The sequence below is a fragment of the Granulicella sibirica genome, from assembly GCF_004115155.1.
Taxonomy (GTDB): Bacteria; Acidobacteriota; Terriglobia; order Terriglobales; family Acidobacteriaceae; genus Edaphobacter; species Edaphobacter sibiricus.
The window spans coordinates 1-13444 of sequence record NZ_RDSM01000002.1 but is presented as its reverse complement, the minus strand read 5'-3'; the positions used below and the strand labels follow the sequence as shown (position 1 = coordinate 13444).

The 13444-nt window shown below is 54.9% G+C and carries 11 protein-coding genes; 7 read left to right on the top strand and 4 right to left on the bottom strand.

The annotated features are described in order from the left end of the window. Positions 1–724: 724 nt before the first annotated feature. From GRAN_RS10915 to GRAN_RS10890, 6 genes are all read left to right on the top strand, one after another. The gene (locus GRAN_RS10915; protein ID WP_206662753.1) at positions 725–1345 is read left to right on the top strand and encodes an isochorismatase family protein; all 621 of its coding nucleotides are present in this window, start codon (positions 725–727) and stop codon (positions 1343–1345) included. Between the two features lie 11 nt (positions 1346–1356). Beyond that, a complete protein-coding gene (locus GRAN_RS10910; RefSeq protein ID WP_128913103.1) occupies positions 1357–2271 on the top strand; it encodes an alpha/beta fold hydrolase in 915 nt (304 codons plus the stop codon). Between the two features lie 128 nt (positions 2272–2399). Further along, positions 2400–2939: a cupin domain-containing protein gene (locus GRAN_RS10905; protein ID WP_128913102.1), complete on the top strand. Its 540-nt coding sequence runs from the start codon at positions 2400–2402 to the stop codon at positions 2937–2939. Positions 2940–3552: 613 nt separating this feature from the next. Beyond that, on the top strand, positions 3553–5055 hold the full coding sequence (locus GRAN_RS10900; RefSeq protein ID WP_128913101.1) for a GMC family oxidoreductase: 1503 nt from the start codon (positions 3553–3555) through the stop codon (positions 5053–5055). 121 nt (positions 5056–5176) lie between these two features. Beyond that, the gene (locus GRAN_RS10895; RefSeq protein WP_128913100.1) at positions 5177–5485 is read left to right on the top strand and encodes a hypothetical protein; all 309 of its coding nucleotides are present in this window, start codon (positions 5177–5179) and stop codon (positions 5483–5485) included. A gap of 192 nt (positions 5486–5677) precedes the next feature. Then, positions 5678–6946, top strand: coding sequence for a carbohydrate porin (locus tag GRAN_RS10890; protein WP_161570933.1), 1269 nt, complete (start codon positions 5678–5680; stop codon positions 6944–6946). Positions 6947–7196: 250 nt separating this feature from the next. On the opposite strand, the gene GRAN_RS10885 is transcribed toward GRAN_RS10890, so the two are convergent. The 3 genes from GRAN_RS10885 to GRAN_RS10875 all read right to left on the bottom strand — a co-directional run bounded on the left by GRAN_RS10885 (position 7197) and on the right by GRAN_RS10875 (position 10578). Next, complete coding sequence (locus tag GRAN_RS10885; protein WP_161570932.1) at positions 7197–7856, bottom strand: transposase; 660 nt, start codon at positions 7854–7856, stop codon at positions 7197–7199. 216 nt (positions 7857–8072) lie between these two features. Next, the gene (locus tag GRAN_RS10880; protein WP_128913097.1) at positions 8073–8981 is read right to left on the bottom strand and encodes an alpha/beta hydrolase; all 909 of its coding nucleotides are present in this window, start codon (positions 8979–8981) and stop codon (positions 8073–8075) included. 238 nt (positions 8982–9219) lie between these two features. Continuing rightward, positions 9220–10578, bottom strand: a complete 1359-nt coding sequence (locus tag GRAN_RS10875) for a carotenoid oxygenase family protein (protein WP_128913096.1) — start codon at positions 10576–10578, stop codon at positions 9220–9222. A gap of 92 nt (positions 10579–10670) precedes the next feature. On the opposite strand from GRAN_RS10875, the gene GRAN_RS10870 reads away from it, so the two are divergent. Further along, entirely contained in the window at positions 10671–11303 is a 633-nt protein-coding gene (locus GRAN_RS10870) for a TetR/AcrR family transcriptional regulator (RefSeq protein ID WP_128913095.1), read from the top strand. Between the two features lie 833 nt (positions 11304–12136). Here GRAN_RS10870 and GRAN_RS10865 read toward each other — a convergent pair. Then, a complete protein-coding gene (locus tag GRAN_RS10865; RefSeq protein ID WP_128913094.1) occupies positions 12137–12517 on the bottom strand; it encodes a response regulator in 381 nt (126 codons plus the stop codon). Between the last annotated feature and the right edge of the window lie 927 nt (positions 12518–13444).

The following is a 13444-nucleotide window of genomic DNA, read 5'->3' as shown; positions in this document are numbered from 1 at the left end:
CCTGCGTCGCATGGGCAGCGCTTCCCTCGCGCTCGACCAACGTGATCTTCTCAGAGCAAACTCAAGATATTGACCTTCCAATTGTCGGGGATTGAGCGCAGCGCCGCTCCCACTACCCAATCAGTGAACTGTCTTGCACGGGCCACTATCCCCTCGTACTTGACAGGCATAACGTTTTTGCGAATGGTGATGCCTCCAGCTTCGGTTCGGACGTAAATAAACCTGTTATATGCAGCCCTCTTTCCCCCATCTAGAATTCAAGAATCGAAGCTCACTTTCGCTCCGACGATTTCGCCACAGACCATCCCCTAGGAGAACTCATGCCGTCGATGCCGCTCGATGTAAGCCGACGTGTTTCACGTTACGACGAACAGAAATGGATTCTTGATTCATTGATTGATCTTGTCGGGCCAGACTAGGACCAAGGGCGGCTCGTTTATCGAGCCGCCCTGTGTGGACATGATTCCCAAAACCACTTCATGGGCATGAAGTCAAAGATTATTTCGAGAGGGGATTTGCTTCCACCGGGACGGAAGTGGCAAGCATCACCAAGCTTCTGAGGCACGATCCCCCGAGCTATGAGGCGTTCGCTACGAAAGAAGCGGCTGAATGGAAGAATCTGCAGAGCTAAACCCTTTGATACCGTACCAACGCGTCGTCAAAGACTGAGCACGAATATTCAAGGTGCATTGCTATCTCTTCGATCCATAGAAAGGAGAATGAAATGTTCAAGAACCCACAGTTTCGAATGCGAGGCCAGTTCACGGCCGAAAACACCGCACTCGTCTTGGTAGACTACCAGGTCGGTACGTTGCAACTCATTCGATCCACGAGCTCAGATGTTTCGCTGAGGAACGCCGTGATGCTCGCGAATGCAGCAACGACCTTGAAGATGCCAATTGTGCTGACTTCAAGCCAAGAAGACAAGACGCAGGGTCCGGTCGCCCCAGCCCTGCAGAAAGCTGCACCGGACGCCTACAAGAATCGTGTAAAGCGAGCGGGTATCGTAAACGCCTGGGCAGATCCGAACTTCAGCGCGGCGGTTGAGGCGACAGGGCGAAAGAACCTCATCATGGGTGGCGTGACAACGGATATCTGCCTCATTTTCCCGAGTATCAGCGTAGTGCAGCTTGGTTATAGTGTTCAGGCCATTCTCGATGCATCGGGTTCTTCCTGGCCTGTGCAGGAAGAATTGGCAAGACAACGCATGCAGCACGCGGGCGTCGTGCTCACTACGACCAATACGGCCATCGCGGAGTTGGTGCAGGATTGGGCCTCGCCCGCGGGTAGTGAGCTCATCAAGCTGTTGGTAACCACTGCTCCCATGATGCAGCCCATGACCTAGGAGACCTTAATATGACAGACCAAAACGTAAATAAAGTAGCCGGGTTTCGCCGCGAAACCGCGATCGTGAATGGAACGCGTCTGCACTATTGGGTCGGTGGCAATCCTCATGGCATTCCCGTTCTGCTATGGCACGGTTTTCTCGGGACTGCGCATAGCTGGTACAAGGTAATGCCGTTGCTGGCAGAGGCCGGTTACGCGGTGCTGGCGCCCGATATGCGTGGGTATGGGGACTCCGATAAGCCGCCGGGAACGTCGGGCTACGACGCTCGTGCCCTAGGAGAAGAGTTTCGTGCCCTGGCAAAAGAACTGGAATTTGGGAACGGTCGAAAGTTGTTTCTGATCGCTCACGATATGGGGGCGCTGCCCGCTCTTCTGTGGGCTGCCGATCAGCCCACAGAAGTCGCCGGTCTCGTCTATATGGAGGTTCCCACCATGCTTGAAGAGTTCCTAACAAAGGTGATCGTCTATACACCGGAGGCTGCGGCAAAAGGATCGATGTGGTGGTGGCTCTTGCCGCTAGCGCCGGGTGTGCCCGAACGTCTGATTGTTGGCAACGAGCGCGCTTTTCTTTCGTGGTTTTATGAACGGGCCACGGTGGATAAAAATTCCATTACCGAGGAGTCTATTCGCGAGACGCTCCGCACGTTCAGCGGGGCCGAAGGTGTGCTCGGGTCTATGGGCATCTATCGTGCTGCTTTCACGACAATCGAACAGACCACGCCGCTGAAGAAGGACAAGGTAAAGATCCCGATACTTGCTATTGGAGGAGAGAAGGGCCTTGGAACAAAAGTGGCAGAGATGGTGGAAGCTGTCGCCAGCGACGTTACCGGAAAGACAATTTCCTCTTGTGGACACTTCGTTCCGGAAGAAGAGCCTGTGCAGATGGTAAAGCTCTTTCAAGAGTTTGCGGCGAAGGTGAAGTAGTCATGGCACATATCACGCGCCGCTCTGCGCTTAGGTTGGCTGCGCTTGTCGGTGCTGGAATTTGTTCAAGCGGCCCTCGCGTTTCAGTTGCACAGAAAAGTAACCAAGTTCCATCAAGGAGAACAAGCATGTCCGAATCAACATCGCAGTATCCCCCGCTTCCCCCCGATGATCTACAGCGCACTCTCACCATTGCAAAGCCTGACACCGACCAGACTCTTCAGCATATCGGTCTTGTGGGTGACACGTACACCATCACCGTGTCCGGTGACGAAACCAATGGCCGCTTCTGCGTGATCGATATGCATATTCCTCCAGACGGTGGACCCGGTCCCCATCGTCATGACTTCGAAGAAACCTTCATCCTTCTGGAAGGAGAAATGCAGGCGACGTTCCGCGGAAAGAAGTCGATCGTGAGGGCCGGAGATACCGTAAACATTCCTTCCAACGCCCCGCATCAATTTCATAATATTTCTTCGAAGCCCGTTCGCCTCCTGTGCATCTGCTCTCCGGCCGGCCAGGAGAATTTCTTCCAGCAGGTTGGAGTCCCCGTGGCCACTCGCACGACAGCTCCCCCGAAGCTTGATAAGGAACAACAGCAACAGTTCATCGAGAAGGCGCATACCCTTGCTCCGAGGTATCGAACGGAACTCTTGAAGGAAGCCTAACCAATGTCGAGTTCCCGCCGGCAAGATGATTGCCGGCCGGAACTTGAAGGGCTGCGGCAAGGCACCTTTGGAACAGCAACGCTCGAGGTTTACAAATGATTCTCACGGCTTCCGCGCAAATTCGCCGGAGGAGGTGCGGTCTTCTCCAGGGGGTTGTTGGCCGGCATGATGCTGGCAGTCGCGCTGGAGCAAAGTGCCGCTCAAGAGCTAGGAGGTGACGCCTGGACAGCCCGCCAGAATATGGATGACAAACTGTTCCGGAAGGTCATGCCATTCGTATTTCTGGCCATTCTCGCGTCGTCTGGCTCAGGCGCGCGATTGCTAGCCCAACGTGCGAGAACCTGATGATTGGGTCATGCTTCGCTTCGCTGGTGGTAATGCTCGTCACAGTCATCTTCGAGGTGCCGTTTAACCAGCAGATTGGGCGGTGGAAGTCGAAAGGTGTTCCGGCTGATTAGCAGATGTCACGCGATGCATGGCTAAGGAACTACTGGACTCCCACCTTTTTCGTAGTGATTGCTTTTCTACTTGCGATCGTGGCTACCCCAAAAGCTAAACGCACCGGGTAGGAGATGGCCGCATGAAGTTTGTATTTTGAAAATGTGAGGATGGCATGAATAGTTTTGACGTGATCGTCATTGGCGGGGGTTCTGCCGGTTGTGTTCTCGCAAGTCGATTGAGCGAGGAAAGCCAGCGTAGCGTATTGCTGCTGGAGGCAGGTGAGGCTTACTTCCCGAATACCTATCCCGAGCCGCTCACCAACATGAATGGGCTCACTTCGGAACCGCGATTTATCTGGGGCTACCAGAGCGCTCCCGGGCGGCCACACACGATTGCAGCACTTGCAGGCAAGCTTTTGGGTGGGGGCTCCGCGATCAATGGTGCAATCTCTCGACGGGCCCGACCGAGCGACTTTAGCCGATGGCAGGAGCATGGTCTCACTGAGTGGACTTGGGAGAATGCTCTACAGACCTACAAGACTCTTGAGAATACTCCCTCCGGCGATGACATGTGGCATGGACGGAGCGGTCCGTGGCCGATAAGGCAGCCGCAACTCGACAAGGTCAATCCAGTCTCACGTGCATTCGTCGATACGGCGATACAAGCCGGGTACAAATGGATCGATGATTTCAATGGTTCTGATCAAGAGGGTGTTGGTCTCGAACCGCGGAACATGGAGAATGACGTTCGATTCAACGCTGGAATGACTTATCTCAAGGAAGATGTGCGCGCCCGAACAAACCTCACGATTCGGGGCATGGCCCAGGTAGATCGATTGTTCTTTGAGAAGAATCGAGCTTCCGAGGTGGTGCTGGTAGGGGGAGAAACTATCAAGGCGGGTTGCATCGTTCTGTGCGCTGGCGTCTTCGGAACGCCAGCAATTCTCCTTCGCTCGGGGGTAGGCCCGAAAGAGCACCTCAGCACACTGGGGATCAAGGTTGTGGCCGACCTTCCAGTCGGCTCGCGATTGCAGGAGCAGCCGATGTTCGCGTTGGGCTACAAGTTGAAACCTGATGCGAAGGTCGATCCCCCGAACGGCAGTGTCGCACTGTGGACTAAATCGAAAGATGCTACGGGGGATGAGCTTGACTTGCAACTCACTGCTTATTTTCAGCCCGACGTTGATCACACTGGTACCCCTATTCACATACTTCGCATTTGGGCTTCAGTGGTCCTTCCAAGATCAACAGGCTTACTTCGCTTGAAAAGTCCTGATCCCTTGGTGACTCCATGGATTGATTACAACCTTCTCGCTGACCCAAGTGACCGCGAACGGCAGCGAGAGATCATTCGCATCGCCAGACGAATTGCGGAGACTAGACCGCTCGCAGACTGGATCGAACAGGAGGTAGCGCCCGGCGCTCTCGTGCAAAGCGATGACGACATGGATTCCGCCATCAATGCAAGCGGCGGTATCTACTTTCACGCCACTTCGACAGCACCAATGGGTGCTGATCCGAACGTGTCGGTTACAGATTCTAAGGGGGAGATACATGGTCTATCTGGGATTTTTGTCGCAGACGCCTCATCGTTTCCAGAGATAGTCTCACCTCCGATCAACCTGACAGTGATTATGCTGGCGGAGCGCATTGCGAGCGGTTTGCGATTTGATTAGGGACGGCGCTGAACGCGAACTAGATAAGGAGGACAAGCTATGCGTGAGCCGAACACGGATGAGTCAAAGACTCACTCAGAAAGCAGCCCCGGCTGAGGCACGGGGTCAGAGCGAGCTGGATATGCAGAGTCGGGTAGCTGGAGTTACGCTCCTCCTTGAAGTTAAGTGGACACTTCAAATACTCTGCCCAGTTCGGGAGCGTCCCGTTCGGCTGAGCGATGTGAAGCGCAAGTCCAACAGCCTCAAAGAAGGCGATTACAGCTCGATCGCGTTACCTAAGAGCCGCTGGCCTTGTTATACGCAAGGAGGTGGGCCACTCTCTCTGCATCTCGAATATCAGCTTGCGGAGGAGTTGCGGCAACCTCTCGAAGATCTCCTAGACCATCCGGCGGAGTGGGAAGGCGTCATTGTTCACCAGTCGCTCCTGTGATTCGAAAAGACATCGCTGGTGCTGCACCGCATGATGAGACGAACTCGCAACATTCCAGTCCGACGGATTCGTGACTCCCCGTCGGATGTCCGTCGAAATTCTGAAGGTGCAAGGATGAGGCAAATTGCAATGACCACATCACGACTGCGAAACAGTGCCACGCGATCGATAGCAATCATTGCAGCCATACTCATGAGCGTGGTGGTCTGTGCCGGACGAGCGCAAAGTGGAAGAACATCTGCCGGCTCTTCTCCTTCTCTGGAGGATGGCAATGGGAGCGAGATACCAGGCGCGTTCATGCCGCATTGGCGCGCTGGAGCTGAAAAGCATGGCATAAAGCTCTCCTTACAAGATATGTATGATTTTCAGGGAAACCCGTCAGGTGGCCGGACTCAAGTGGGAACTGTATTTGGTCGCACGACCGCGACCCTCAGCCTAGATCTGACGAGACTTGCAGGAGTTCCCGGCGCTTCGGTGTTCGCAAGCGGACTTTTCCAAACGGGATCAAATCTGGCGACAACATATATTGGGGCGTGGGATCTAACGAGCTCGATCGCCGGAACGCACACCATCCGCGTGAACGAGTATTACTGGCAGCAGGTTCTTTTACAGAAAAAGCTTACAATCCGCGGGGGCCAAATCGCAGCTGGGACGGAATTTGGCAACCAGGCGATCGGGTTCGATGACCAAGGTAGTGCGTTCAAAACCTGGGTGAATAACTCCCTCGCAAGTGGTTTGCCTACCGTCACGGAGCTATATCTCCCTGTACCTCCTGCAGGTAAGCCGGGCCTACTGATCTTGCTCGATCCCACCAAGAGCATCTTCCTCAAAGTTGGCGTCCTCAGTGGGACCCACAACATGTTCGAAGGAGACGAAAACGGAACACGATTCGACCTCCGTAATGCCCCACTCGCCGCAGTCTCCATCGGTTGGAAGTCGAGCGACCCTTCCAAGGCCCATCCCGGCGTTTACAAGTTCGGGTTGATTTCAAACTTTGGTTATTTTCAGCGTTTCGGCTCTCATGCTTTGACGCATGGGAACGATGCCCTATTTGCAAACGCGGGCTATGCGCTGTGGCGAGCCCGAAAGCCAGATAGCTCATATAGCCATCGTGGCGTTGACGCCCAAGTAAGTCTAGCCGCGGCTCCTCGAGTGTTAAACAGGAGCGACTTTGAAACGGCTGATGGGTTTCGATTCGTCGGGCTCACGCCGCGTAGACCCTCAGATATTGCTGCTATCGGCATCGTCTATGCGCATTTCAGCCGCGACTGGAACCGTGATCTGCAGGCGCAACATCTACCTGGTAGAGCGTCACAGACGAATCTCGAGGTTTCTTACAAGATCGTCTTTTCGCGATGGTTCAGCCTATGGCCCGACTTTCAATATGTCTGGAAACCCAGTGGAGATCGCCGCGTTTCTGATGCTCCCGTCCTTGGTCTGAGAGTGGTGTTCGATCACTAAAGCTATAAAACGCTTCGTACTAGGTGAGTAATCAAGAGCGCCCGAACAACTCGCTCTTGTCCCCCATGGGGGACAAGAGCAAACGATCTGGCGATGGCGACGGCCTCGGCGAGCCGGTCCATTTCAAGATAGCGTTTGTTTCCCCATCGAGTCGAGGCCACATGCCGGAGTTGAGCGGCGCCCAGCATGAGCGCGGAGTTGCCGTCGGGAAAGGCTCCGACGACTCGAGTTCATCGCCGGTTCTCGCGTATCAGCCGTTCCAACGGGTTGTTGGTTCGCAGACAGCGCCAGTGTTCGGCGGCATGGAATAGTAACTCAGCGTCTCGGCGATGCCGTTCTCGACGATCTCGGCCGCCCTGGCCAACTTCATCGCCCGCAGCTTTTCAACGACCAGGCAAGCCCTCTGCTTCGCCGCTTCGGCATCTTCCTGGGCATGGATGGCCTTCAGCATCGTCGCCACTTGCTTGACCTTGCCGGTTGGCACCGCCGTCCAGACGTTGCGGTAGAAGTGGATCACGCAGCGTTGCCACTTCGCCTCGGGATAGAAGTCGACGACGTTCTCGACCAGCCCGAGGCACTTGTCCGACACCAAGAGCTCGACGCCCTTCAGCCCGCGGCCCTTCAAGCCGCGCAGGAATTCCGTCCAACTCGCCTCGTCTTCCTTGCGCCTTCGCTCACCGCCAGGATCTGCTGATAGCCGCTCTGCGCAACGCCAATCGCCATCAGCACCGAGGCGTTTTTCACCTCGCCGCCCCAGCTGCGCTTCAGCCACAGACCATCCAGGAAAAACATAGGGGAAATCGCCCACCAGCGGTTGCTGGCACCACTGCTCGATCTGCTTGTAGATCTTCTGGTTCAGATCGGTCACCGTCGAGGCCGACACCCGCGTGCCCCAAAGCGCCTGCGGCATGTTATGAGATCAGAAGCAAATTGCATAGTGGTCAGTGATATGCCAATAACAGGCTGCGAACGAGCAAGAAGGTGCTTATCTCGTGGGCGAGTATCGCCGGGTCGCCTAACAATACTGGACTGCTACGTCGAGTTCAGACAACTGATGAAAGAAGCACGAGTCTGTCCGGACACCGAGCTAGGATTTCTTCCGATCAGTCCGACATACTAGCCTGTACTAGAGATGGCTCTTGAACCACCTAACAGCGGCTTCCGTAGCCTGGGTGAAGGTACGGTCTGGCATGTAAATGTCGTAATGCCCACCGGGTATGGCTACGACTTCCTTGGGCTCAAGCGCCGCTTGAAAAAAGTCGTAGGCCGGCTCAACGGGCATTGTTTTGTCCTCCGAAGCCAGGATCATCATCAGTGGCGTCGGGCTAATTCGCTTAGCATGAGCAAGGATGTCGTGATCGAGAAAATAAGCGAGCGAACGAAGCGTGAGTCCGTTAACCCAACTGGCAGGCGTGCCCATTGGCCCGTTGGCGAAGTAGTTCATTGCATCATCATCTCGGAAGAGCGAAAATTCGGTCGAAGGGTCGTCCTTAGTGCGGCCGAGGACTACTGTTGGCGACGGTTCCCCAGCCAAGACCTTGCTCCATTCGCTATCAATGACCTGTTGAAAGGCTTCCATGAGCGGAAGCCCGCCAGTGCGAAGCACCACCTCGACGCCCGAGATCCATGGGACTTGGGAGACGACTGCCTTGATTCGTTTGTCATAGGCCGCGACGGCCAATACATGACTACCGCTAAAGCTGGTTCCCCAAAGTCCCAGACGCTTCGATTCAAAATGCTCGAATGATTGGGCGAAAGTGATGGCCATCTTCATGTCACGGGCCTGGGCTATCGGATCGATCTCCAGCCGGGGCATTCCGTCACTGATTCCGCAATTGCGGTGGTCATATGTCAGAACACCAAATCCTTGTTGAGCGAAGGCCTCGGCGACCGGTTCAAGGCGTTCTGCACTGTCGCCCAACCCGCTTGAAGCGATGATTGCTGGAACAGGTCCTGTCGCGCCGTCTGGGAGATAAGCCGTTCCGCGAAGGATGTACAGACCGTCAAAAGTCGGAAATTCGATCGTCTTTTTCATTATTTGTCCCTTGAATCTCGGATACCGTTCGCATTGGGGATTCTGAAGACACTATGTCAATCAAGAAATGTGATGCCTTAAACTAGATGGTGGCTTCGCGAAGGCAATGGTTGGAACTCCTCGGGCCGCCTTTCGCAGATCACTGTCGCTGGCCGCTTCCGGCATGAGGCGCGACGCAAACTCAGCCGATACGATTCGACGTTCTCCACACCGAGCCGCAGATAGCTACCGGCGATAGCTAGACGGGATCAGGGACCCAATTCCCATGAAACCCAAACGGGACACGCACCGGCAAGCGGATCCTAGCGACTGGTGCCTCGGAGAATGCTTGCGCATCCACGATGACGACATCGGATGCGTCGCGCGCAGCATCGTACACGAAGGATATGATCCAGCCGTCGTCCTCCGCGGATGCTGCTTGCTTTGGAACAAAAACCGGCTCAAGCGTTACACAACTTGGGCCATAGTCATGCACTTCCGTGCGACCGGTGCTCACATCATGTTTGTAGGCCGGACCGAAGCGTAATCCCTCCATCGAAGCGGTGTAACCGTACTTGTAAGCCTGGCCAGCGTATGCGTCGTTAAAGCGAGGGAACTCACAACCACGCTCTTCAAGTATTGACTCCTGAAGAGAACCGGTGGCGAGATCAATCGTCCAGCGCGCAAGGCGCGGTACAGCCTCACTGGGGCCGCGCCGGTCCTGATCGAACGTGTGGGAGTGGCGTACCACGTCCAAGACGACCGTGTTGTCTCGATCAAAGGCATTCATGATGTGGAAGACGAAGCATGCGGGAGCCTCGAACCAGCGCAGCTCGGCAACATTCCCGCTTCGCGGCAGTATGCCCACTCGTGCTGGCGACTGGGCGTTCCATGTATAAGGAAAACTGCGGCCGACCTCTGCCTTGTTGAAGGTTACGGGGAGATCCAACACAATCACCTTGGTCGCAGTGAAACCCATATCGTGAACCATTGGGTTGTTTGGCACGGCAATCTCGGCGACCGAACGACTGAGGCCATCCTTACCCACGACAATATAGCTCAGGTTGCTAAGCCCGGGCTCATAAGTGATCGCGTGAAGCTCTCCAGTCTTGGGATCCAGCTTCGGATGAGCTACGAAGCCATGCTGGAGACTACCGCGGAAATCAGATCGGGCGGCACTCTCGAGAGTGTACGTAAGTTCGACCGGTAGGCCGCCCGCTTCAACGGTGGCGTAGGTGCGCCCAGCAATGTCCAAGATATTTGTGTTTACGACATTCTTGTATCTGCCGTTTCGTGGGCCTGGCAGGGGAGGCCGTCCGAGGGACGATGCGGTGATGTCGTCCACCACAAAGCGGTTGCGATACCACTCCGCCTTCCCTCCACGCAGACGAAGTCCGTGTGCCATCCCTGAGCCCATAAACCAGTGGTGCGTCTGTTCGTCTGGCGTTCCCGTAGGATTCGGCCCGATCCGAAGAAGTCGACCCTCCAGTTCGCGTGGAATCTCACCCTCTACAGGCAAGTCGAAGGCAGTGGTTTCCGTCAGGACCGGGGCGAAGTTTCCCATGAGATAAGGATTGGTGTGCGGAAGATGAATGCTTGCAAGGTCGAGTTCCGGCATTGATTGCGCCTTTCGAGTATGTGATTTTCAATCACATATGTAATGCTACATTACATAAACGCGCTGTGCGCCGAGGCAGGAAAATACCAATCATGAACCGCGAGTCACCGCAAATACTGGGCAAAACTGCTCGCGCTGCAGGAGCGAAGGGCGCCACGAGGGCCTATCACCATGGTGACCTACGTGCTTCCCTCATCGCTGCCGCCCGTGAAGCGCTAGAAACGACTGCGCATGAAGACATATCCCTGAAGGGGTTAGCGTCTCACCTGGGTGTGTCTCAGCCTGCACCTTATCGGCACTTTGCCGATCGAGAAGATCTGCTGAGGGCTGTGGCGACGCAGGGATTTCAGGAGTTTTGCGCCGAACTTGCACCTGCCTCGGGGATAAGCGCACGCCGGGACTTTACGAAGGCCTGTGACGAATACTTAAGCTTCGCTCAAAGAAATCGCGGTCTATACCGCCTGATGTTCGCATCGCGCCTTTCGAGGGATTCGGCGGGAACTGAACTTAGCAAGGTGGGGAACGACGCATTCAGCTTATTGCTTCATCGAGTTCGTCGTTGCATAGGAGCGGAGGGTGCACAAGTCAACGCCGTCTGGATATGGTCTACGCTGCATGGGTTGGCGATGCTTGATGCCGAACAGATCACGTCTGGTCCGCTCGCCGGCCATCTCACGTCAGGACAGGTCATTCGTCATATGTTGAAATCAATGATGCGGAAGTGAATGACACTCGATTAGCTTTATCGAGCAAGATCCTTCACGTCTACGAGACTTCTGGTTCGGCAAAGTTCCGCTAGGCAAACTGACCTCGACTACTCTCCATGTTCCTGTCCCGCCATTCGTAGCTCAATGCGCGCAAAGGCGTCACATGCTCGAAACACGTTGCGATTGTAAGCGCATCGGCCCTGCTCCGCGGTGTTAGGTCATGGAGCCCGTCGATCTCTCAAGGGGGAAATGTGCCGGGCACCTTCTCTCGTGATGACATCGGCACAGGAAATGTGATGCAGCCTTCCCACGTTGTTTGCACTCGTCGATGGCTGACTGAGAGGGCCGTTCCACGCGGTCAGCGGGAGGTCTTGTCTGCAAGAGCCTCCGCACTTTGTTCGATTTATATTGGACTGAGGCTCTCTTGACGGTGGTGAGATGGGGTCAGACGCCCGTACTCGTAGGCAGATGAGTCGTCTAGAGAGGAAATGAGGAGCAACCCGAGCCACATGCAAGCATCCTTCGCTTGAGTTATCGTTGGTGTTGTTGAGATGGCGGGCATCAACCACGGCGAAATTAATAAACAGACGGCTTGCGGCGGTCTGCGTTCTGGAAACTCCAAGCAGTCGCAATCGATCTATCCGTGCGCGGGAACACTCTCCCGACACAAACTTCGGTTGTGCTGCTCAACGTTTCCATCGAGTTTTCTTATGCTGTGCTGAGCTGAAATCGGCTAGGATTCTTCTGGTCATCGAAAAACGCTGTATGCATGTCGAAGCTGCCCCTCACATTTCGCACTGACAATGGTTGCCGACCTGATTCGTTAAATCCTGAACTGGTTCTCGCGGAAGCTAGTTCACTAAGACACGTCCGATGCATTTCAGCAGTTCTGAAGAACTAAAGGGCTTGTGCAAAAAGCATACCGCGCCTTCGGCCAGAGCCCGCTTCTCTGCGATGTCATCCTCGTGCGCAGTTATGAAAATGACAGGGAGATCAAGTCGTTGCTTTTTGAGCCGGCGTTGCAACTCGATGCCATCCATATTCGGCATACGAACATCGGTAATTAAACATCTGGCTCTGACCAAAGCCGGCGATAGTAAGAAAGCCTCAGCGGACTGAAACACGGCGCAAATATATCCAGCAGCTTCCACAAGATTACTAAGGGACTCCCTAATGCGAGAATCATCATCGACGATTGCGACCTGTACCTCTCGCTGCGCTCTCACGTTCATCAGCCTCTCAAGCTTAAGCCCTAAACTGGGCTAAGTGAATCGTCTCGTTAAAAGCTCAATCTGACGGTCCCATCTTCCAATGGAGCGCGTCACAGTGCGGGTGCACACCGTATCTGCAATGCAGTACATTTCCTAAAGGGCAGCCATGACCGCCTGACTGATCACTTCTCTGGTGTTCGTCTCCATTCGAGACGAACCCTAGGTATTTCAAAACTTTGTCTCCCGCGTTTGGGTACCCACCGCAGAACCCCGTATCGATTTTGTCCAGGCCGTCGGGATCATGGTTAACCCAAAAACGTTCGAATCGCGTGTATGGCATATCACCCTACATGCCGGCGAAGATCCGCAGAGCAGGCTTTTGTCAAGCCGGAATTCTAAACGTTGAGGACGGATCATTGGAGCGGGCTTATCTCCACTCCTAAGTCTAGGGACGACCCACGACCCCGCGAAGATGATCATCTGAGAGATCAAGCGGTTCGGGACACAAGTCGCGGATGGCGCCAAGAAGTTGCAGAGGATGTATCGGTTTTGCAAACAGAACAAACTGCGTTCTTCCTGCTGTTCGCGACTCATCAACGTTTCTGTGCGAGCCTCCGCCGAGAACAGGAGCACCTTGCAAGGAGGAAGCAAAGTCTTCACCTTGATAGCCCACTCAACTCCAGTCATCCCTGGCATCAAAACGTCGAAAACCAACAGGTCGGGCGGTGGTGAGATCGATGCGTCCAAAGCCGCGCTAGCAAAATGAAATGACTCCGCGGCAAACCCGTTCAACCTCAAGATGATAGCCAGAGTGTGTGATAAGAGGTGGCTCGGGGAAACTGAACAAGGGCTTAGGTGGAGGATCTCGTCTGAAGTGGCCTAAGATGGCCTGAAAGAGGAGATGGAATGAGCAGACGTCCCCGTCGGAACCACACAGCGGCATTCAAG